Raw genomic sequence first — 21250 nt, forward strand, 5'->3', positions numbered from 1 at the left:
CGCGGCGCAAGCCGACATATCGGAAGAATATCGTCATGCGCCGCGCTGGGAGGGCCACACCGCCGGACAAAGCGGTTCACGGCAAAAGCACGGGGTTCAGGGCCTCGCCTGGATGGTCCTGTTGGCTTGTTGGTCGCCGAACGATGGATTGGCCACATGAAACGCACCTTTGCGGCCTGATGCGAAGCTTATATGGGATTCCAAAGGGAGGAACTCCCTTTGGCCGCCGGAGGCATTCTTCTCCGCCACCTCTTCCCGCTTCTTAAAGCGCCAGGGGCAGGCGCTCGCCCAGTCGCAGTCCATCCCGGGCCACGTGCACCACGAAGGGCCAGGCCTCCACGCCAGCCTTGAGCGCCGCCTTGAAGGCCTCGGCGTAGGGCGGGTCCACCACCTCGGCCGGGGCGAAACACCTGCCGTCCGGGCGCTGCACCGCGAAGAACACCGCCGCCCGCAACCCCTGAGCGGCCAGCCGGGTCAGCTCCCCCATGTGCTTGCAGGCCCGCTCGGACTGGGCGTCCGGGAACTGGGCCACGCAGTCCTCCACCATGGTCACGTTCTTGGTCTCCACGTAGAGCTCGCCCGCCGGGCCGCTGAGCAGGGCGTCCAGGCGGCCGCCCGCGAAGGCGGGTTCGGCCCGGAAGCAGTCATAGCCCGCGCAGCCGGGCAGCAGCCCGGCCTGCCAGGCGGCGCGCAGCACGCGCGTGGGCATGGCCGTGTTCACCCCCACCCAGAAGCCGTCCAGGCGCACGGCCTCCACGGTGCAGGCGTGCTTGCGCGTGGGGGAGCCGCTCACGGAAAGCAGCACCTCCGAGCCGGGACGCAACAAGCCCAGCATGGAGCCGGTGTTGTTAGTGTGCGCGGTGAAGACGCTTCCGTCGGCCTCAACGTCCATGAGAAAGCGCTTGCGCCTGCCCACGAGGCGCGCGGCGCGCATGGTTGCGGGATACGGAACGAGCGGCGGGCGGCAATTTACTGTTTGCATTTTTTCCTCTACAAGGTGCAGGGCTTGAGCGCCCGCCAAACGTACAGCCAGCAGAGAGTGCACGCATGAGAATTTCCCTGAAACTGTCCCGGATCAAGCCTTCGGCCACCCTGGCCATGAACGCCAAGGCCCAGGAGCTCAAGGCCCAGGGCGTCTCCGTCATCAGCCTGGCGGTTGGCGAGCCCGACTTCCCGACCCCGGCCCACGTGAAGGCCGCGGCCGTGGCCGCCCTGGAGGCGGACTTCACCCGCTACACCGCTGTGCCGGGCATCCCCGAGCTGCGCGACGCCGTGGGCGGGTACTTCGGCCGCTTCTACGGCGTGACCCCGCCGCGCGAGGCCGTGATCGTCTCCAACGGCGGTAAGCAGGTGCTCTACAACCTGTTCACGGCCCTGCTCAACCCCGGGGAAGAGGTGCTCATCCCGGCGCCGTACTGGGTCAGCTACCCCGACATGACCATCCTGGCGGGCGGCGTGCCCGTGCCCGTGCCCACCAACCCGGAGGACAACTTCCTGGTGAGCGTCGAGGCGCTGGACAAGGCCTGCTCCCCCAATTGCCGGGTGCTGGTGCTCAACTCGCCCTCCAACCCCACGGGCTGCTGCTACACCCGCGAGCAGCTGGACGCCATCATGGAGTGGGCCGTCTCCCGCAATATCTTTGTGATCTCCGACGAGATCTACGACCAGCTGGTCTACGCCCCGTCCGAGCCCGCCTCCTGCGTGGGCTGGTGGGAGAAGCACCCCGAGAACGTGGCCGTGGTCAACGGCCTGGCCAAGAGCTTCGCCATGACCGGCTGGCGCATCGGCTACTGCGTGGCGCACCCGGACCTGATCAAGGCCCAGAGCAAGATCCAGGGCCAGTCCACGTCCAACGTCTGCTCCTTCGCCCAGAAGGGCGCGGTGGCCGCGCTCACCGGCAGCTACGACTGCGTGGCCGAGATGCGCGCCGCCTTCAAGCGCAGGCGCGACCTGGCCATGGAGGTTGTCTCCACCTGGGAGGGCGTGCGCTGCCCCAACCCCGGCGGCGCCTTCTACCTCTTCCCGGACGTGTCCGCGCGCTACAGCGCCTCCACGCCGGACTCCACCACGCTGTGCACGCGCATCCTGGAGGAGGCCAAGGTGGCCCTGGTGCCGGGCGCGGCCTTCGGCGACGACCGCTGCGTCCGGTTCTCCTACGCCGTGGACGACAACACCCTGCTCGCCGCCCTGGAGGCCGTGGGCAAGGTGCTCAAGAGCTGACAATCCCAAGGAGAGACTCCATGTCCAAGAACTTCCTCGACTGGTCCGGCGCATACCCCAAGGGCGTGTCCCCCAGCGCGGGCCAGGCCCGCCTCGGCGCCTTCGTGGAGAAGCTCTCCATGGACCTTTCCGGTCCCGAAGGGGGCAGGCTGCCCTTCATCAACCTGCCGCACTGGCCCGCGCTCAAGCGCGAGCTGGCTGCCCTGGCCCCCAAGCTGAAGCGCTTCAAGCACATGCTGGTGCTGGGCATCGGCGGTTCGGCCCTGGGCGCGCGCGCCCTGCAGAAGGCCTTCGCCCCCGGGCAGGACCAGCCCGGCCACGACGGCCCCTGGCTCTGGATCGCCGACAACGTGGACGTGCCCACCCTGACGGCCTACTTCACCAAGCTGCCCCCCGGGGAGACCGTGGTGGTGGCCATCAGCAAGTCCGGCGGCACCATCGAGACCACCAGCCAGTACTTCCTGGCCTGCCAGTGGCTGCAGGGCGCCCTGGGCGAGAAGTGGAAGGAGCACCTGGTGATGGTCACCGGCGCGGAGGGCTTCTTCCGCAAGGAGGCCGACGCCCACGGCTTCACCACCCTGCCGGTGCCCACGTACATGGGCGGGCGCTACTCCGTGCTGTCGGCGGTGGGGCTGGTGCCCGCGCTGTTCTTGGGCATCGACTGCGAGGCCCTGGTGGAAGGCGCGCTGGCCGTGACCAACCCCCTGTTCGAGACCATCCTCTCCACCAGGATCCTGGCGGCGCACCCGGCCTGGCAGCTGGCCACCTGGAACTGGTCGCTCATCGATTCCGGGTTCAACCAGCTGATCTTCTTCAGCTACGTGCCTCAGCTCTCCACCTTCGGGGCCTGGTTCGGCCAGCTCTGGGCCGAGAGCCTGGGCAAGGACGGCAAAGGCTCCATGCCCCTGCCCGCCGTCGGCGTCACGGACCAGCACTCCCTGCAGCAGATGTTCCTGGACGGCCCCCGCGACAAGGGCTGCCTGTTCCTCACCTGCCAGGACATGCCTGAGGGCCAGGCCTTCCCGGCGGACATCCCCGCCGAGTTCGGGTACCTGCGCGGCAAGATGATGGGCGAGCTGCTGGCCGCCGAGGCCCTGGGCTCGCGCATGGCCATGACCCAGGCGGGCGTGCCCCTGGTGGAGGTTGGCCTTGGCGCCTGCACCGAGCGCGAGGCCGGGCGGCTCATCGCGCTCATGGAGCTGACCACCCTGTTCACGGGCTGGCTGCTCTCCATCGACCCGCTTGACCAGCCCGCCGTGGAGCTGGGCAAGCGCCTGGCCAAGGCCAAGCTGGGTGCCGAGGGCCTGGCCAAGGAGAAGCAGGACCTCGCCGCATTCCTGGCCTCCGACCGCCAGACCACGGAGTTCTAGCCAGTGCAGCAGCCTTCGCGGGCCCCAGGGGGATCGTCCTTCGGACTGATGAAGTTCGTCTCCTGGGGCACGCTGGTGCTGACGCTGCTCTCCAGCCTGTTCCTCTCCATCTTCCTGGCCAACTACGCCCGGCAGGTGCTGCTCTCCAAGCAGCACGAGTTCGCCCGGCTCTGGGCCGAGACGCTCAACCACAACATCTCCCGGCGCTTCTCGGTGCCGGTGTTCCTGCGCTACGGCGAGGTCAACCTGGCCGACCCGGCGCAGTACAAGCTCCTGGACGACGTGGTGCGCTCCGTGCTGGAGGACTTCCCCGTCCAGGACATCCGCATCTACGACCTCAACGGCGTGGTGGGCTACGCCCTGGACCGCTCCCTGGTGGGGCGCGAGGGCCTGGGCGGCGAAGCCCTGGGCCAGGCCATGACCGAGGGCAAGCTCACCTTCGAGTTCATCTACCAGACCGGGCCGCTTGGGGCCATGTTCTCCGCCGAGATCGCCCCGCGCTCCGTGGTCATGCGCACGCTGGCCCCGCTGCGCTTCAAGGTGACCTTCCCGGGCGGGCGCATCACGCCCAACGCCCACGGCCAGAGCCCTCCAGGGGAGGAGCTGGGCCCCGGTCCGGCCGGGGAGGCCAAGCCGGGGGCGGGGCGGGAGTCAGCCACCATCCAGAGCGCGGGTCCGGCCCCGGGGCAGAATCAGGGCTTGGGCGCTGAATTCGCGCTGGAAGGCAGCCCCGCGCCGGAGTCGGCGCCGGCACCGGCACCCGCGCCGGAGCCCGACACCGGGCAGCCGCCCGCGCCCGCGCAGACCCAGAAGGGCGAGGACGCCCAGCCGGGGGCTGGGCAGAGCGGCGCGGGGCAGGCCGAGAACCCGGAGGAGCAGGCCGGGGACCTGGTGATCAACGAGGTCATCGGCGGGCTGGAGTTCACCCAGGACATCACCGCCGACTACCAGAAGCTGGTCACATTCCAGCGCATCATCATCCTGGCGGCCCTGATCTCGGCGTTCCTGCTGTTCTTCGTGCTGCGCATGCTCATCCACCGCGCCGACCGCCTCAACGCCCAGCGCCTGCTGGAGCGCGAGACCTTCGAGCGCGAGATCATGCAGAACGAGAAGCTGGTGAGCATGGGCCGCATGGTGGCGGGCATCGCCCACGAGATCAGGAACCCCCTGGGCATCATCCGCTCCAGCTCCGAGCTGCTGGTGACCCGCGTGGGCGACAAGGACCAGCTCACCACGCGCATCCTCCAGGCCATCAACGAGGAGGCCGTGCGCCTCTCCAAGACGGTGGGCGACTTCCTGGACTACGCCCGCCCCAGGGCGCTCAAGCTGTCCCCCGTGGATCTTGGGCAGCTGCTGGACCAGGCCCTGACCTTCCTGGAGCAGAAGTTCCGGGAGCAGGGCGTTGAGATGGTCAAGGAGTACGGGCAGGGCGTGGTGGTCCAGGCCGACAAGGACCTGCTCTACCGGGCGCTGTACAACATCCTGGTCAACGCCCTGGAGGCCATGGCCACCCAGAAGCCCGCGGAAACCGGGGAGGGGGCCGGGGGCGTGCGCGGGCAGATCGTGGTGCGCCTGAAGGAGGAGGGGGGCAAAGCCCTGCTGACCTTCCTGGACACCGGCCCGGGCATTCCGGCGGACATTCGCGACAAGCTGCTGGATCCCTTCTTCACCACCAAGGAGTCGGGCACGGGCCTGGGCCTGGCCATCACGGCCAACATCCTGCGGAGCCACGGGGCCACCATCGCCCTGGGCGACAACCCCGAAGGCGGGGCCAGGGTGGACATCGTCTTCGCCAAGCCGTAGATGTGATCCGTTATGGCAACCCAAGTTCTCATCCTCGACGACGAGCGCAACTACCTCCTGATCCTGCAGGCCCTCCTGGAGGGCTCCGGCTACGCGGTCACAGCACTGGACGACCCCGAGATGGGCATGGCCTACCTCGAGGAATCCGAGGTGGACGTGGTCATCACGGACATGAAGATGCCCAAGATGACCGGGCAGGAAGTGCTGGAGCGCGTCAAGAAGACCTATCCCCACGTGCCCGTGATCATCATGACCGCCTTCGGCTCCATCGAGGCCGCGGTGGAGGCCATGCGCGTCGGGGCCTACGACTACGTGACCAAACCCTTCTCCAACGACGAGCTGATGCTCACCGTTGGCAAGGCCGCCCAGTACGCCAAGGCCAAGCGCGAGAACCTGATGCTGCGCCAGACCCTGGAGGAGCGCTTCTCGGTCCACCAGGTCATCGGGCGCTCCAAGGCCATGGGCCAGGTGCTTGAGCTGGTGGAGAGGGCCGCGCCGTCGCGCTCCACGGTGCTCATCATGGGCGAATCCGGCACGGGCAAGGAGATGGTGGCCAAGGCCATCCATTTCGCCTCCCCCCGCAAGGACGGCCCCTTCATCTCGGTGAACTGCATGGCGCTCAGCACCGGGGTGCTGGAGAGCGAACTTTTCGGGCACGAGAAGGGCTCCTTCACGGGGGCCGTGGCCCGCAAGCGCGGCCGCTTCGAGATGGCCCACGGCGGCACCCTGCTGCTCGACGAGGTGGGCGAGCTGACCCCCGAACTGCAGGTCAAGCTGCTGCGCGTGCTGCAGGAGCGCACCTTCGAGCGCGTGGGCGGAACCGAGTCAGTCGAGGTGGACATCCGCGTGGTGGCCGCAACCAACAAGAACCTCCAGGAGGCCGTGGCCGCGGGCACCTTCCGGGAGGACCTGTTCTACCGCCTGAACGTGGTGCGCATCGACATGCCCGCCCTGCGCGAGCGCCGGGAGGACATCCCGCTGCTGTCCAGCCATTTCCTGCGCAAGTACGCCTCGGAGAACGGCAAGCCCTTGCAGGGCTTCAGCACCGAGGCCATGGACGCGCTCACGGGCTACGAGTGGCCCGGCAACGTGCGCCAGCTGCAGAACGTGGTGGAGCGCTGCGTGGTGCTGGCCTCGGGCGAGCTCATCGGCGTGGACGACCTGCCCGCCGAGCTGCGCGACGAGGAGACGCAGTACAAATCCGCCGTCGACCTGCTGCCCGTGCAGCTCAACCTCTCCGACACCCTGGAGCGCATCGAGGCGGCCCTGGTGCGCCGCGCCCTGGCCCGCGCGGACTTCGTGCAGGTCAAGGCGGCGGAGATGCTGGGCATCTCCAAGAGTCTGCTGCAATACAAGCTCAAGAAGTACAACATCGCCGGGCATTGACGCGCAGGCGCGCGGCCCGAGACCCACAAGGTTCGTTCCGATGAATCCGAACGCCGATTCCACCCGCGCCCCCGGCCCGGGCAAGGACCAGCTCCAGCGCTTCTGCGAGCGCGCGGGCCGGGGCCTGGAGCTTTTCCGCCAGGAGCTGGAGGGAGTCCACCTGCTCTACGCACAGGACCTGGAGCGCCCGGCCGCCCGCTCCCTGGCCGAGCTGGCCGAGACCGGCCGCCAGCTGGCCCGGCTGCTGGAGGAGAATCCGGCTGGCGCGCCCCTGCACAACCGGGCGTACATCCAGGCTGGCGTGGCCCTGCTGGGCCGCTTCAGCCCCGAGGACCCCAAGGCCCTGGGGGTGAGCGAGGCCCTTGATTGCGCCGCCTCCCTGTTGGGAGCCCTGGAGGCCGCCTTCGCCAGGCTCCAGAGCGGGCCCTGCAAATCCGCCGCGTATATCCGCAACAAATCCCTGCGCGTGCTGGCCGCCCTGTGCGCGGTGGCGGTGCTGGCCGGCGCCGTGGCCTTCGGCCCGGCGGCTTGGAAGCTTGCGGCGGGCGCCCTCAACGAGCACCGCGCCGGGCAGGCCCGGGCCGCCATGGAGCGGATCGCCCAACTGGCGGTGCAGGCCAAGATGGCCACGGGCAAGTCCCTGGTGCAGGTCACCGGGTCGGACTGCACGCGCTGCGCCTGCCAGAAGGACAAGTTCCTCTGGCAGGAGCCCAAGCGCTCCGAGTGCCGCACCCGCTGGGAAAAGGCCATCGCCGCCATATACACGGCCGCCACCCGCAAGCAGGACACGCCCGCCGAGCTGCTGGCCGACCCCTGGGGCGCGCCCTACCTGCTCAACGAGAACGAGCAGGAGCGCCCGGGCGACTGCTCGCGCGACGAGCTGCGCTCGGCCGGGCCTGACGGCATCGCGGACACCCCGGACGACGTGGTGAAGACAATCCCCAACGTCCACTGCGGGAGGTAGAGGGGCATGAGCGGCCCCAGCTGCCTCTCGCGCGCCCCGGCCCTGCGCCTCACGCACGCCGCGCTCGTCCTGTGCGCGGCAGCGCTGTTCCTGGTCTTCCCGGCCCTGTCCTTCGACTACGGCCAGACCCCGGACGAGGAGCTGGCCCACTTCTACGGGGAGCGGGTCTACAACTACTACGCCTCCGGCTTCAAGAACCAGGACGCCAAGAACTTCGCCAACCTGCACTTCTACGGGGGGCTCTTCGAGGCGGCCTCGGTGGTGGCCCAGAAGGCCGTGGCGGCCCTGGGATTCAACCGCTGGTTCGAGGACGTCTACGAGGTCCGCCACCTGCTGGGCAGCCTGTTCGGGGCCCTGGCCGTGGTGGTCACGGGGCTCATGGGCCGCAGGCTGTTCGGGCTGTGGGGCGGGGTGCTGTCGGCCGCGCTGCTGCTGGCCTCGCCGCGCTTCGTGGCCCACGCCATGAACAACCCCAAGGACGTGCCCTTCGCGGCCCTGTTCGCCCTGGCCCTGTACCTGATGCTGGGCATGCGCACCCGCTGGCCCTACATCGGCCGGGGCAGGCTGGCCGCGCTGGTGGTGGCGGCGGCCCTGGCCACGGCCATCCGCATCGGCGGGCTGCTGCTGGTGTGCTACGCGGGCCTGTTCGTGGGCCTCTCCTGGCTGACGGAGAAGAACCGGCCGGGAATGCGCGGGACGCTCACCGCCGCCGGGGTGTTCCTGGGGGCCTTCGCGGCCATGCTCTGCATCCAGGCCCTGTTCTCGCCCTGGCAGTTGGAGAACCCGCTGATCCGGCCCTTCCAGAGCCTCAAGGAGATGAGCAACCTCGTCGGATACTGGGACCAGGTGCTCTTCGACGGCGTGGTGCGCCACTATACCGAGACCCCGTGGAACTACGCCCTGCGCTGGTTCTGGCTGGCCACCCCGCCCGTGGTGTTGCTGGGCCTTGCCCTTGCCCTGCCGCTGCCGCTCAGGCGCTACGCCAGGCCCCAGGTGCTGCTGTTGTGGTTCAGCGTGGTCTTCCCCCTGGCCTACGCGGTGCTCAAGGGCGTCTGGCTCTACCACGACATGCGCCACTTCTTCTTCGTCTACCCGGGCATGGTCGTCCTGGCCGCCGGGGGCTTCGTCTGGTGCTGCCGCCGCCTGTGCGCCGCCCGGGACTCCGGGGCCTGGCGCGCGGCCTGCCGGGGGGCCACGCTTGCCTTGCTGGCGCTGCTGCTTTACGACCCGGTGCGCTTCAGCGTGGTCAACCACCCCAACCAGGCTGTGTACTTCAACCCTCTGGCCGGGGGCATCCAGCAGGCCTTCCACACCGACGAGCTTGACTACTGGATCAACTCCAACAAGGCGGCCCGGGCCTGGATCAGGCAGGCCGCCGGGATGAGCGGCAGGCAGCCCTCTGATTACGAGATCATCACCATGAACCTGGCCCCCCAGGACCGGATCAAGGCCCTGTCCAACCCGCGCAACGCGCACGCCATCACCGTGGACGGCGTGCCCATCGTGGTCATCAGGCTCAAGGAGCAGGCCCCGGACAAGACCCAGGACAAGACCCAGGAGGGCGCGGGCAATGGCTGAGCAGTCCCTGGTGGTGGCGGCCCCGTTCTTCAACGAGCAGGACATCCTGCCCCTGTTCATGGAGCAGGTGGGCAGACTGGCGGCCGGGCAGCCCGTGGCCGGGCTGCTCCTGGTGGACGACGGCTCCTCCGACGGCTCGGTGGAGGCCGTGCGCGCCGCCGCGGCCCGCATGGACCTGCCCGTGCGCCTGGTGCGCCTCTCGCGCAATTTCGGGCACCAGAACGCCTGTCTGGCGGCGCTGCGCGCGGCCTCGCAGTGGGCGGCGGAGCTTGGCGTGGAGTGGGTGGGGCTCATCGACTCCGACCTGCAGGACAACCCCCTGCACTTCCGCGACCTCATGGCCCAAACCGGGCATAACGACGTGGTCTACGCCGTGCGCAAGAAGCGCGACGACGGCCTGATCCGCAAGGTGCTCGCGCCCGTGTTCTACCGGTTTCTGGCGCGCAGCGCCGCGTTCCCCATCCCGGTGAACGCGGGCACCTTCTCGGTGATGCGCCGCGAGCTGGCGGCCATGATCTGCGACATCAGCGACGTGGACCCCTACGTGGCGGGCCTGCGCGCCTTCGTGGGCTTCAGGCAGGCCGGGGTGCTCCTGGAGCGGGCTGACCGGCACAAGGGCACGTCGCGCGTGGGGCTCTTGGGCCTGATGCTGCTCTCGCTGAGGGCCACGATCCTCTACACCAACGCCATCCACAACACGATCCTCTATTCGGGGCTGGTGGTGTTCCTCATTTCGCTGGCGTCGAGCCTGCTGCTGTTCATGTTCAATCTTTCCTCGTCCTTCTCCATGAGCTCGGAATGGCGCACCTGGCTGCTCATCAGCTGCACCTTCGGCGTGCAGATGATCTTCCTGGGGGCGCTCGGGCACATGGTCAACCGGGTCAAGGCCAACACCAGCAAGCAGCCTCCCTTCGTGATCATGGAGGACGAGACCGTCTCCAGGCCCGGCCGGAAGGAGGGGGCGTGACGGCTCCCGATTCCGTCAGCCAGGCCATGTCGGACCAGCTGGCGGTGTTCCAGCACGCCGCCAACTGGAAGAAGACCCTGGTGCGCCACATCGGCCCGCACCTGGGTCCCGACGTTTTGGAGGTGGGCGCGGGCATCGGCGGCACCACCCGCTTCCTGTGCGACGGCGGCCAGCGGCGCTGGCTCTGCCTGGAGCCGGACCCGGTGATGCACGCCCAGCTGGCCGAGCGCGTGGCGGGCGGCGGACTGCCAGCCTGCTGCGAGGCCCGGCTGGGGGACGTGCGCTCCCTTGAGGAGGGTGAGCGCTTCGACGCCGTGCTCTACGTGGACGTGCTCGAGCACATCCTGGACGACGCGGGCGAGCTGCGCGACGCCGCCAGGCTGCTGAAGCCCGGCGGCCGCCTGGTGGTGCTGAGCCCGGCCTACCAGTTTCTCTACACGAGTTTCGACGCCGTCATCGGCCACCACAGGCGCTACACCGTGTCCACCCTGCGCAGGGCCCTCCCGCCCGGGCTCGAGACGGTGAAGCTGCACTACCTGGACAGCATGGGCTTCTTCGCCTCCCTGGGCAACCGGCTGCTGCTGCGCCAGGCCATGCCGGACCTGAAGCAGATCCTGCTCTGGGACGGGCTGCTGGTGCGGCTCTCCCGCTTCGTGGACCCGCTGCTGCGCTACCGCGCGGGCAAGACCGTGCTCTATGTGGGCCGCCGACCCGAGGGAACATGACCGCCCGGACCGCCTCCGCCCGGATCTCTTCCGGCTGCCCCGCGCCCGCGGGCCGGATCAACACGGACATCGAGATCCTGCGGGCCTTCGCCATCATCATCACCGTCGTCGGCCACATCAGCAGCCACTTCGAGATCGCCGGGACCCCGCTGCGCGCCTCCATGGACGTGGTGAGCTACTGGTTCGGGGTGGACCTATTCTTCTGCATATCCGGCTACGTGATCTGCATGTCGCTCATGCGCCAGCTGCCCGAAGGCGGGCTCACCGGGGGCAACTACGCCCGGGTGGCGGTGCCCTTCTACATCCGCCGGGTATTCCGCATCCTGCCCACGGCCTGGCTCTGGCTGGGCGTGGTGGCCCTGCTGGCGGCGGCCATGCCCCAGGTGGAGGGCAAATCCTTCTTCGGGAACAGGAAGGAGGTCTACGACGGGGTGCTGGCCTCGCTGCTGTTCGTCCAGAACATCTCGCTCTGGGTCAAGCAGCACTTCGAGCCCATGACGGACATCTACTGGTCCCTCTCCCTGGAGGAGCAGTTCTACTTCGTGTTCCCGCTGGTGCTGCTGGCCCTGCCCAGGCGGCCCCTGCTCTGGGCGCTGGGCGCGGCGGCCGCCGTGCAGATATTCACGCCCAGGCCCATGTGGAGCTTCTGGTGGGCCGTGCGCAGCGACGGCCTGATCCTGGGCGTGATGCTGGCCCTGTGCCAGGGCGGCAACCTGCACGCCAGGTTCGCCCCGCTGTTCATGGAGAACGGCGCGGTGCGGGTCGGGGCCGCGCTGCTGCTGGTGCTGCTTTCTGGCATGGCGGCACACGGGGGCTGGTTCCCCCTGGGCGTGGGCGTGCTGACGGTGTGCTCCTTCGCGCTGGTCTGGATCGCCAGCTACGACAGGGGCTGGATACTCAGCCGCAACCCGGCGGTGCGGCGGGCCCTGGTCTACGTCGGGCAGCGCTCATACGGCATCTACATCATCCACCAGCCAGCCTTCGCGCTCACGAAATATCTCTGCGCCGCGCCCTTCAAGGAACTGGTCGCGCGCATGCCCTCCCAGGCGGCCTCCTGGCTGACGCCCACGGTGTTCCTCCTGCTTTTGTTCGTCCTGGTGGAGCTCAACTTCGTGCTGCTGGAGACGCCCCTGCGCCGCTTCGGCGTGGCCCTGGCCCGCAGGCGCGCCGGACAGGCGCAGGAAGCGCCGCCCAAGGGCTTCCTGGCGGCCTGCTACGAGGCCGTGGACCCGGCGGCGCTGCGCAGGCCCCTGGCCGGGGTGGCCGTCCTGGCGCTGGTGCTGGGCGGCGGGCTGGGCGGGCTCAAGCTCACGGACGCAGTCCGGGAGGAGTGGACCCGCCGCAAGATCGAGCGCGCCCTCACGGATGTCTCGTTCGACCTGTTCACCTTGCCGGAGTACCTCAAGAACCACGTCAAGACGGCTGGCTTCAGCTTCGTGGAGAAGGACGGCCGGACAGGGGAGCCCTTCGTCTGGCTGGAAGGGCCGGAGGCCATCTTCGCCTTCATCTCCAACCAGGAGAAGCTGGTGACGCTGGAGCTTGGCCTGGTCAACGTCATCGAGGGCCAGGGCGTCACCGTGGACGTCAACGGCCAGAAGACCGTGCGCCTGGACTTTTCCGCCGGGCAGGGGGGCAACAGGGTGCAGCTCGAGCCCCTGGTCTTCACCGTCAGGCCGGGCCTGAACCAGGTGATCATCACCCCCAGGCTCTGGAACGGCAACGGGGCCACCCTCGGGGAGGGCGAGAAGCGGACCCTGGCCGTCATGGCCTCGCGCTTCCGGCTGACCCCGGCCGTCGTCCAGACGCAGGGGCAGGCGCAGGGCCAGAACCAGGGCCAGAACCGGGGCGGAGGAGGGTAGGGCGGTGGCCGACCCAGGCATCACCCCCGAGGCGGCCGCTGATCCACAGCGCGACGTGGGCGAGTACGTGGCCGCGCTCAAGGCCTCCGAGCGCCTGGGCCAGAGCATCTGCCACCACAGGATCATCCCGGCCCGCCCGGCCGAATACGGCGAACCCGCCCGCCCGCTCTCCCGCGCGTTGCGCGAGATGCTGGCCGCCCAGGGCATCGACAGGCTCTACTCCCACCAGGCCCTGGCCATGTCACTGTCCCGGGCCGGGCGCAACGTGTGTTCGGCCACGCCCACGGCCTCGGGCAAAACGCTTACCTACACCCTGCCCGTGCTGGAGGAGCTGCTGGCCAACCCCGGCAGCCGGGCGCTGTACCTCTTCCCGCTCAAGGCCCTGGCCCAGGATCAGCTGCGCGCCTTCCAGGAGCTCACGGCCCTGCTGCCGCCCTCGGCCAGGCCCAGCGTGGCCGTGTACGACGGCGACACCACCCCCTACCAGCGCAAGAAGCTGCGCGCCGAGCCGCCCCGGGTGCTCATCACCAACCCGGAGATGCTTCACCTCTCCATCCTGCCCCACCACGAGACCTGGGCCACCTTCCTGGCCGGGCTCTCCCACGTGGTTGTGGACGAGGTGCACACCTACCGGGGCGTCATGGGCTCGCACATGGCCCACGTGTTCCGCAGGCTGCGGCGCGTGTGCGAACGCTTCGGGGCCGCGCCCGCGCACATCTTCTGTTCGGCCACCATCGGCAATCCGGGCGAGCTGTGCCAGGCCCTCACCGGCCTGCCCGTGGAGGTGGTGGGCCAGTCCGGCGCGCCCTCGGGCAGGCGGCACTTCCTGTTCGTGAACCCCCTGCAGGGCGCGGCGCACACGGCCATCATGCTGCTCAAGGCCGCCCTTGCCCGGGAGCTGCGCACCATCGTGTACTGCCAGTCCCGCAAGATGACGGAGCTGGTGGCCCTGTGGGCCGCCGAGAAGGCCGGGGCCATGGCCCCGCGCATCAGCGCCTACCGCTCGGGCTTCCTGCCGGAGGAGCGCCGCGAGATCGAATCGCGCATGGCCTCGGGCGAGCTGCTGGCCGTGATCTCCACCTCGGCCCTGGAGCTGGGCATCGACATCGGCGGGCTGGATCTGTGCGTCATGGCCGGATACCCGGGCACGGTGATGTCCACCTGGCAGCGCGGGGGCAGGGTGGGGCGCTCCATGCGCGAATCCGCCGTGATCCTGGTGGCCGGGGAGGACGCCCTGGACCAGTACTTCATGAACCACCCCGAGGATTTCTTCGACCGGCCCCCCGAGTCCGCCGTGGTCAACCCGGACAACCCCGCCATCCTGGCCCGGCACCTGGAGTGCGCCGCCGCCGAGCTGGCCCTGCGCCCGGGCGAGCCCTACCTGGCGGGCGAGGCCATGCGGAAGGGCGTGCGCGAGCTGGAGGCCAAGGGCAAGCTGCTGCTGGACGCCCAGGGCGAGCGCATCCACAGCGCGCGCAAGGCCCCGCACCGCGACGTGGACCTGCGCGGCTCCGGCGGGCGCTACCACATCGAGACCACGGCGGGCGTGAGCATCGGCTTCATGGACGAGCACCGCGCCTTCCGCGAGACCCACCCCGGCGCGGTCTACCTGCACCGGGGCGTGAGCTACGTGGTGGAGACGCTCTCCCTGGGCGACCGCCTGGCCCGCGTGGAGCCCAGGCAGGTGGACTACTACACCCGCACCCGGGGGCAGAAGAGCACCGAGATACTCGAGGTGACGGACCAGACCGTGGTCTTCGGGGCGCGGGTTGGCTTCGGGCGGCTCAAGGTCACGGAGCAGATCACCGGGTTCGAGCGGCGCAAGGCGCGCGGCGGGCAGATGCTCAACATCGTGCCCCTGGACCTGCCGCCCATGACCTTCGAGACGGAAGGGCTCTGGCTGGAGATCCCCCGCCCCGTGCAGGACGAAACCGAGCGCAGGCTCTTCCACTTCATGGGCGGCATCCACGCCCTGGAGCACGCGGCCATCGGCATCCTGCCGCTGCTCGCCATGGCGGACCGCAACGACATCGGCGGCATCTCCACGCCCCTGCACGCCCAGCTGGGGCGCGCGGCGGTGTTCATCTACGACGGCGTGCCCGGGGGCGTGGGGCTCACCCGCCAGGCCTTCCTGCGCGCCGGGGAGCTCATCGAGCGAACGCTCTCCGTGATCGCCTCCTGCGGCTGCGAGAACGGCTGCCCCTCCTGCGTGCACTCGCCCAAGTGCGGCTCGGGCAACCGGCCCATAGACAAGGTGGCGGCCCAGTTCGTGGCCGAGGCCGTCATCCGGGGCGTGCCCGAGACCACCGAGGCCTTCGCCGTGGAGACCGTGAGCGGCGGGGACGCCCCCGCCGAGGAAGCGGCGCACAGCGAGGGGGGCGAGGCCCCGCGCCCGGAGCGCTTCGTGGTCTTCGACCTGGAGACCCAGCTCTCCGCCCAGGAGGTGGGCGGCTGGCACAACGCCCGCAAGATGCGCGTGAGCGTGGGCGTGGTCTACGACTCGGCCCTGAACGACTTCCTGGTCTTCCGTGAGGACCGGATGGACGAGCTGCTTGCGGCCCTGCGCCAGGCCGACCTGGTGGTGGGCTTCAACTCCCGCCGCTTCGACTACGAGGTGCTGCGCGGCTACACGGACATGGACTTCTCCGCCCTGCCCACCCTGGACATGCTGGAGCACATCACCAAACGCCTGAGCGTGCGCATCTCGCTGGACACCCTGGCCCAGGCCACCCTGGGCGCGGGCAAGACCGCCGGCGGCCTGCAGGCCCTGGAGTGGTGGAAGCAGGGCAAGGTGGAGGAGATCACCCGCTACTGCAGGGACGACGTGGCCATCACGCGAGACCTCTACATCTTCGGGCGCGACAACGGCTTCCTGCTCTACCGCAACAAGGCGGGCAAGTTGGTGCGTTGCCCGGTGAGCTGGCGCTGAGATCCGAGCGAAGCCGGATGGGAGACCGGAGGGCGCAGCCCTTGGGCCTCGGGAGGCTCAACCGGAGCCGAATCAGAAAGGGGGATGCCTCCGGCGGCCAAAGGAACTTCGTTCCTTTGGAATCCTTTTCCGCTTCGCTTCCAGAGCGCCAATATGGCCTTTGAACGGGAGCCGGAAGGCGTCCATGCCCCTTTCGAGGGGCGGAGGCGGCCAAATTCTCTTCAAGAGGGACACTCCGGCCCCTTGCTCGCTTGTCAAGAATGCGCCGACGCGCTAGGCTTGAGCGTCGTCGCAACTTGGCCGCCCACCGGGCGGCCCCATCCGCAATGAGGATTGTGTCCGATGAAACTGACCACGCGTAGCCGCTATGGGACCAGGATGCTGCTCGATCTGGCTCAGCACGGCGCCGGAGGGCCTGTTCGCGTCAGCGAGATCGCCCAGCGCCAGGGAATTTCCGTGAAATACCTTGAGAAGCTGTCGCGTATGCTCAAGAAGGCCGGGCTGATCCGCAGCATGCGCGGCTCCAAGGGCGGGCACCTGCTGGCCAAGTCCGCCGCCGAAATCTCCATGGGCGAGATCGTGCGCGCCCTGGAGGGCGACCTCAACCTCGTCACCTGCTGGACCGAACGCACCAGCTGCCCCCGCCTGAAGACCTGCCCCACCAGCAAGCTCTGGCAGGAGGTCAGCAAGGCCCTGCTGGAACGGCTGGACTCCATGACCCTCGAAGAACTGCTGGCCTCCAGCGCCTCGGACGACAGCCTGCCCGCCTGCGGCAGCCACCGCCTGAGCTGACCGCCCGGGCACGTTCCTGAGTCGTTTTCCGGCCGCGCGGCCTGCCCTGACCGGGCCGGGCCGCGCGGCCTTTTGCTTGCCCGCCCACCCGCCCCGTGAAGCGCTTCCGGGGTGCAAATCCTCCCTGGATGGGGACGTCCCGCCGTGATCCCCTTCCCCTGCCCCGCCGTGTTTCCCGTGACCGGCCTTTTGCCTCCCCTGTGCCAAGATAGGAATTGGATGCAACAGACATGTTACATCGTTCACAAATAATCGCATGTTTTGGAATTCTGGCACTTAAATCATGACCGCCAAGGTATGAATTGATGTATAAGCATTGGTTCTATCCCTCTGCGTTGGTAGAGAAGCATCGACTTGACAGTGTTCCTGCATGGATGTAGGGCCTACATGCTTGGTAAAAGTATGCGCTCACTGGAGTGAACCCGATTCATATTGCGGCGTTAAGGCCGCGGGGGCAATCCGGTCCACTTCGGGATCAATAGCGCAGCAGACGCCGGGGCCACGGCCCGGGGCGTTCATTCGGAAGGACTGACACCGGCCCGGGGGGGTCGGAAAAGTTGGGGCCGGGTGCTTTCGACCCGGCAGGTGTCGCAGGTCCATCATTTTCACCAAGGAGATGCCATGTACGCATTTGTGAACGGCCCGTTGGTATGGATTGCCTTCGCCGTGTTCATCCTGGGCAGCATCTGGCAAATTGCCGCGCTCTACAGGATGTCCAAGCGGACGGATAAGGTGTTCTACAACCACTACAACTCCGGCGCTGCAGCCAGTTCCGTCATCAACTGGCTGATTCCCTTCGGCTCCCACAGCTGGCGGGAGCATCCCGGCTTCACCGTGCTCACCTTCGCCTTCCACATCTGCCTTCTGGCCGCTCCCATCTTCGCCCTTGGTCACTCGGCCACCCTGGCCTTCAATTTGAACATCTCCTGGCCGAACCTTCCTGACTCCCTGGTGGACACGCTGACCCTGGTCTTCATGGCCGCCGCCGCCGGCATCCTGATCCGCCGCTTCGTGGTGCCCCAGGTGCGCATCGTCACCGAGCCCAAGGACATCGTGGTCTGGGCCATCACCGTGCTGCCTTTCGTCACCGGCTACATGGCCGCCCACAAGATGCTCCTGGACCCCGACACCATGCTCCTGCTCCACGCGCTGACGGGTTGCCTGATGCTCATCTGCATTCCGTTCACGAAGCTGGCCCATGTGTTCCTGTTCTTCATGAGTCGCGCCTTTATCGGTAGCGAATTCGCCCGCCGCGGCACCAAGACCTGGTAGGAGGTAAGCCACCATGTCCGACCAAAAGCCTGTCAACGCCGCGGACATCCGCGCCGTCCTCGAACGCAACGATTCGGCCCGGCTGCGCGCCTGGCTCAAGACCTGCGCATCCTGCGGCCTGTGCTCCGAGTCCTGCTTCTTCTACCTGGCCAACGACAACAACCCCGAGTTCATGCCCCAGTACAAGGTCCGCAAGACCCTGGGCGAGCTGATCAAGCGTCAGGGTGAGGTCAGCCGCGAAGAGCTGGAGGACATGAAGGAGATCGCCTGGGCGCGCTGCACCATGTGCCGCCGCTGCACCCAGTACTGCCCCTTCGGCATCGACATGGGCCTGATGATCAACATCGCCCGCCAGTGCATGCGCACCCAGAACGTGTGCCCCGAGCGCCTGATGAACATCGACCAGAGCTACGTCGAGTTCGGCAACCAGATGCAGATCCCCGACGAGGAGTTCGTCGAGACCTGCGAATGGATGGCCGAGGAAGGCCAGGCCACCATCAAGGACCTGGAGATCCCCATCGACAAGCAGGACGCGCGCATCATGTTCATCGTGAACTCGCGCGAGCCCAAGTACTACCCGCAGGACATCCAGGAAGCCGCCATCGTCATGCACGTGGCCGGCGACAACTGGACCATGCCCAGCCACGGCTGGGAGGCCACCAACCTCTCCATGTTCTCCGGCAACATCGCTGTGGCCGGGATGGTGGCCCAGTCGGTGTACGACGCGGCCCTCAAGCTCAACGCCAAGAAGATCTGCGTCACCGAGTGCGGCCACGCCTACCGCGCCGCCAAGTACGAGGGCCCCTACTGGACCAAGCAGCCCAACGGGCAGGCCCCGGTTGAGGTCACCCACGCGGTGGCGCTGTTCCACGAGTACATGAAGGAAGGCAAGATCAAGCTGAAGCACAAGTTCAAGGATCCCATCACCCTGCAGCACCCCTGCAACCTCTCGCGAAGCGGCGACCTGGGCGAGCAGGCTGACGAGCTCATGGAGATGCTCTGCGAGAACTTCATCCCCATGGAGCCCCACCGCGAGTGGAGCCACTGCTGCTGCGGCGGCGGCGGGTTCATCCCCATGGGGCCGGACTACAAGAGAACCCGCATGGTCGCGGGCAAGGTCAAGGCCGAGCAGATCAGGAAGACCGGGGCCAAGTACGTGCTGGTGCCCTGCCACAACTGCACGGACCAGATCAACGACCTGAACAAGGAATACGATCTGGGCATCAAGATCGTCTCCTTCAAGCAGCTCATCTGCGAGCTCATGGAAGTCCCGCCCCATATGCAACCCGAAGAGGAGGATGAAGAATAATGCGCCGCTCCCACACTCTCGCCGCCTTCCTCGCGGCGTTCATCCTGATCGCCTTCGGCGCTGTGGGCTACTCGCAGAGCCCCGAGATGGTCATCAACAACCCCAAAGCCTACGCTGGCGGCAAACAGCGCGGCCCGGTGACCTTCACCCACGAAAAGCACCAGGGCTACGGCCCCAAGATGGAGTGCACCACCTGCCACCACAAGTTCGACCCCAAGCAGCCCGGGAAGAACCTCTGGGAAATGGGTGACGAAACCTCCTGCGCGGCCTGCCACGCCGGAGCCAAAAAGACCGCCAAGCTGGACATGCAGCAGGCCTTCCACAAGCAGTGCTGGGGCTGCCACGAGAAGATGCCCCAGGACAAGAAGCTGCCCTACGGCCCCCGCTCCTGCGCCGGCTGCCATAAAGTGAAGTAATCCCGTAATCTCGGGAGGTCCGCCCGAGAACCCCGGCTCCAACGGCATAGCGCCGTATGGAGCCGGGGTTCTCTTTTTTATGTGCGCTTCGCCGATGTGGCCTGGCGTTGGATGGCGTTCGGACGCCATCTTGTTGGTCGCAGGCAGCATTGCATGGCATGACGGGGTATGCCCTTCCGCATCCATCGCAGGGCTGGGTTGCGGCGGGAGCGGGCGGGATGGGGAAGGGGGATGGCGAACGTGAACGAGGGGAGGCCGAAGGGGTGATTTGGCAGTGGAGCGACACGGGCAGGGGCTTGGACCTAAGTTTCGCCGGGGAAATGGCTTCAGCTGTGAAACGGCCGGAGCGCTCCTTCAAGGGCATCCCGGCGTCGTTCGTCGCCCTGGCGATGGTTCAAGGGCGCCGGGACAGCTCTGTGGGAGGAGCAACAGCCCGTAATCACGCGCCATGAGCTTGTATCAATCTGATACAAGCTGGTTTCTGGCCGGCCCTGGAGGGGCGAAAGGCGACTTGTTGTAATACGCTGAAATATTCTGAAATTACCTGAAAAGGTAGGAATTCGCCCTGAACCGCCCTAAAAACCCTACCTGAAAATACTTCGGCCTTTCGGGTGGATAAGCGCTCCTGTTTTTCGATCATGACAATTCTTTCACGAATGCCTTGACGAAGCTCTGGCATGTGTTCTAGTCCCTGGTCAAAATCGTTTCAGGTTAGCTGGTTATCGCAGCACCGCGCTGGCTGGAGGGGTGGGTCTCCAGTGGCGTGTCTTCGGCATTCAACCCTAGAGGCAAGGACGGGATGCGTATGGTGAAACGTGTTTCCAGGTCACGATGGGGCAGAGTTTTCTGCTTGACCCTGACCCTCTCTCTGGCGGCGGCCCTTGTGGGCGCCTTTAGCGCCGGTGAGAACGGTCAGGCCAAGGCGCAACAGCCTCAGATGGTCTTAAGCGGCACCGCCATTGGCGGCAAACCAGGCCAGGGACCTCTGTCCAAGGCTGTGTTCAACCATCAAAAACACGAGGCGGCTGTCGGCAATTGCGAAAGCTGCCACCATACCGGCACCATGGACGCCTGTTCGTCCTGCCACACCAGCCAGGGTTCTCCTGACGGCGGCAACATCCAGCTCTCCGAGGCCATGCACTCCGCCAAGGCCAAGGTCAGCTGCGTGGGCTGCCACTACCAGGAGACCAAGAAGAAGCAGTGCTCCGGCTGCCACCAGTTCATCGCCGCCGGTCCGAAGGAAGCCTCCTGCGTGGCCTGCCACAAGGACCCCAAGGCCCCGGCTCCCGCCGCGGTCAAGGTGGCCCAGCCCGAAGTGGTGACCATCGGCTCCATCTCCAAGGATTACCAGGCTTGCGAGTTCAACCACTCCAGCCATGTGGAGCTTCTGCAGGACGCCGCCAAGGGTGCGCTGGCCAAGGGTTTCCATACCCAGCCTGACACCCTGTGCCAGGGCTGCCACCATCACACCCCCGCCGGCGTGGCCCCGCCCAAGTGCGGCACCTGTCACGGCAAGGCCTTCCAGAAGGAAGACCCCCGGCGTCCCGGTCTGATGGCCGCCTACCACATCCAGTGCAACCAGTGCCACAAGGCCATGGGCGTGGATTCTCCCAAGGCCACTGATTGCAAGACCTGCCACGCGCCCAAGAAATAACGAGGT

At 67.5% G+C, this 21250-nt stretch carries 17 protein-coding genes; 15 read left to right on the top strand and 2 right to left on the bottom strand.

Annotated features, from left to right (window positions below; translation table 11 throughout):
* Nucleotides 1-262: 262 nt before the first annotated feature.
* Nucleotides 263-934 (bottom strand): DNA/RNA nuclease SfsA, encoded by a 672-nt coding sequence (sfsA, locus tag MLE18_RS15145; RefSeq protein WP_243439643.1) that lies wholly within the window; start codon nt 932-934, stop codon nt 263-265.
* Nucleotides 935-1047: 113 nt separating this feature from the next.
* On the opposite strand from sfsA, the gene MLE18_RS15150 reads away from it, so the two are divergent.
* From MLE18_RS15150 to MLE18_RS15215, 14 genes are all read left to right on the top strand, one after another.
* Entirely contained in the window at nt 1048-2220 is a 1173-nt protein-coding gene (locus tag MLE18_RS15150; RefSeq protein WP_243439644.1) for a pyridoxal phosphate-dependent aminotransferase, read from the top strand.
* Nucleotides 2221-2240: 20 nt separating this feature from the next.
* Entirely contained in the window at nt 2241-3590 is a 1350-nt protein-coding gene (locus MLE18_RS15155) for a glucose-6-phosphate isomerase (protein WP_243439645.1), read from the top strand.
* Nucleotides 3591-3593: 3 nt separating this feature from the next.
* A complete protein-coding gene (locus MLE18_RS18145; protein WP_243439646.1) occupies nt 3594-5393 on the top strand; it encodes a sensor histidine kinase in 1800 nt (599 codons plus the stop codon).
* Nucleotides 5394-5405: 12 nt separating this feature from the next.
* Nucleotides 5406-6779 carry a sigma-54-dependent transcriptional regulator gene (locus MLE18_RS15165; protein ID WP_243439647.1) on the top strand — a complete coding sequence of 458 codons (1374 nt, stop codon included), beginning with the start codon at nt 5406-5408 and terminating at the stop codon, nt 6777-6779.
* Nucleotides 6780-6819: 40 nt separating this feature from the next.
* The gene (locus MLE18_RS15170; RefSeq protein ID WP_243439648.1) at nt 6820-7743 is read left to right on the top strand and encodes a hypothetical protein; all 924 of its coding nucleotides are present in this window, start codon (nt 6820-6822) and stop codon (nt 7741-7743) included.
* A gap of 6 nt (nt 7744-7749) precedes the next feature.
* On the top strand, nt 7750-9321 hold the full coding sequence (locus MLE18_RS15175) for a hypothetical protein (RefSeq protein WP_243439649.1): 1572 nt from the start codon (nt 7750-7752) through the stop codon (nt 9319-9321).
* Complete coding sequence (locus tag MLE18_RS15180) at nt 9314-10288, top strand: glycosyltransferase (protein ID WP_243439650.1); 975 nt, start codon at nt 9314-9316, stop codon at nt 10286-10288. Before MLE18_RS15175 ends, MLE18_RS15180 begins: the two co-directional genes overlap by 8 nt.
* On the top strand, nt 10285-11013 hold the full coding sequence (locus MLE18_RS15185) for a class I SAM-dependent methyltransferase (protein WP_243439651.1): 729 nt from the start codon (nt 10285-10287) through the stop codon (nt 11011-11013). Before MLE18_RS15180 ends, MLE18_RS15185 begins: the two co-directional genes overlap by 4 nt.
* Nucleotides 11010-12872 carry an acyltransferase family protein gene (locus MLE18_RS15190; protein WP_243439652.1) on the top strand — a complete coding sequence of 621 codons (1863 nt, stop codon included), beginning with the start codon at nt 11010-11012 and terminating at the stop codon, nt 12870-12872. The genes MLE18_RS15185 and MLE18_RS15190 overlap by 4 nt, the downstream gene beginning before the upstream one ends.
* A gap of 4 nt (nt 12873-12876) precedes the next feature.
* Nucleotides 12877-15801, top strand: a complete 2925-nt coding sequence (locus MLE18_RS15195) for a DEAD/DEAH box helicase (RefSeq protein ID WP_243439653.1) — start codon at nt 12877-12879, stop codon at nt 15799-15801.
* A 342-nt stretch (nt 15802-16143) separates the two neighbouring features.
* Nucleotides 16144-16593 carry an RrF2 family transcriptional regulator gene (locus MLE18_RS15200; protein WP_243439654.1) on the top strand — a complete coding sequence of 150 codons (450 nt, stop codon included), beginning with the start codon at nt 16144-16146 and terminating at the stop codon, nt 16591-16593.
* A gap of 621 nt (nt 16594-17214) precedes the next feature.
* Nucleotides 17215-17865 (top strand): respiratory nitrate reductase subunit gamma, encoded by a 651-nt coding sequence (locus MLE18_RS15205; RefSeq protein ID WP_243439655.1) that lies wholly within the window; start codon nt 17215-17217, stop codon nt 17863-17865.
* Between the two features lie 13 nt (nt 17866-17878).
* Nucleotides 17879-19174, top strand: a complete 1296-nt coding sequence (locus tag MLE18_RS15210) for a (Fe-S)-binding protein (RefSeq protein WP_243439656.1) — start codon at nt 17879-17881, stop codon at nt 19172-19174.
* Entirely contained in the window at nt 19174-19590 is a 417-nt protein-coding gene (locus MLE18_RS15215) for a cytochrome c3 family protein (protein ID WP_243439657.1), read from the top strand. Before MLE18_RS15210 ends, MLE18_RS15215 begins: the two co-directional genes overlap by 1 nt.
* 439 nt (nt 19591-20029) lie before the next feature.
* Here MLE18_RS15215 and MLE18_RS15220 read toward each other — a convergent pair whose 3' ends face one another.
* Entirely contained in the window at nt 20030-20269 is a 240-nt protein-coding gene (locus MLE18_RS15220; RefSeq protein WP_243439658.1) for a hypothetical protein, read from the bottom strand.
* A 171-nt stretch (nt 20270-20440) separates the two neighbouring features.
* Here MLE18_RS15220 and MLE18_RS15225 point away from each other — a divergent pair, with 171 nt between their 5' ends.
* On the top strand, nt 20441-21244 hold the full coding sequence (locus MLE18_RS15225) for a cytochrome c3 family protein (RefSeq protein ID WP_243439659.1): 804 nt from the start codon (nt 20441-20443) through the stop codon (nt 21242-21244).
* Nucleotides 21245-21250 lie beyond the last annotated feature (6 nt).

Source organism: Fundidesulfovibrio soli (assembly GCF_022808695.1).
In the GTDB taxonomy this organism is placed as follows: domain Bacteria; phylum Desulfobacterota; class Desulfovibrionia; order Desulfovibrionales; family Desulfovibrionaceae; genus Fundidesulfovibrio; species Fundidesulfovibrio soli.

Coding starts and splice junctions, on each gene's coding strand:
- sfsA (WP_243439643.1), bottom strand. CDS start 934: ATGCGCGCCGCGCGCCTCGTGGGCAGGCGCAAGCGCTTTCTCATGGAC.
- MLE18_RS15150 (WP_243439644.1), top strand. CDS start 1,048: ATGAGAATTTCCCTGAAACTGTCCCGGATCAAGCCTTCGGCCACCCTG.
- MLE18_RS15155 (WP_243439645.1), top strand. CDS start 2,241: ATGTCCAAGAACTTCCTCGACTGGTCCGGCGCATACCCCAAGGGCGTG.
- MLE18_RS15165 (WP_243439647.1), top strand. CDS start 5,406: ATGGCAACCCAAGTTCTCATCCTCGACGACGAGCGCAACTACCTCCTG.
- MLE18_RS15170 (WP_243439648.1), top strand. CDS start 6,820: ATGAATCCGAACGCCGATTCCACCCGCGCCCCCGGCCCGGGCAAGGAC.
- MLE18_RS15175 (WP_243439649.1), top strand. CDS start 7,750: ATGAGCGGCCCCAGCTGCCTCTCGCGCGCCCCGGCCCTGCGCCTCACG.
- MLE18_RS15180 (WP_243439650.1), top strand. CDS start 9,314: ATGGCTGAGCAGTCCCTGGTGGTGGCGGCCCCGTTCTTCAACGAGCAG.
- MLE18_RS15190 (WP_243439652.1), top strand. CDS start 11,010: ATGACCGCCCGGACCGCCTCCGCCCGGATCTCTTCCGGCTGCCCCGCG.
- MLE18_RS15200 (WP_243439654.1), top strand. CDS start 16,144: ATGAAACTGACCACGCGTAGCCGCTATGGGACCAGGATGCTGCTCGAT.
- MLE18_RS15205 (WP_243439655.1), top strand. CDS start 17,215: ATGTACGCATTTGTGAACGGCCCGTTGGTATGGATTGCCTTCGCCGTG.
- MLE18_RS15210 (WP_243439656.1), top strand. CDS start 17,879: ATGTCCGACCAAAAGCCTGTCAACGCCGCGGACATCCGCGCCGTCCTC.
- MLE18_RS15215 (WP_243439657.1), top strand. CDS start 19,174: ATGCGCCGCTCCCACACTCTCGCCGCCTTCCTCGCGGCGTTCATCCTG.
- MLE18_RS15220 (WP_243439658.1), bottom strand. CDS start 20,269: ATGCCAGAGCTTCGTCAAGGCATTCGTGAAAGAATTGTCATGATCGAA.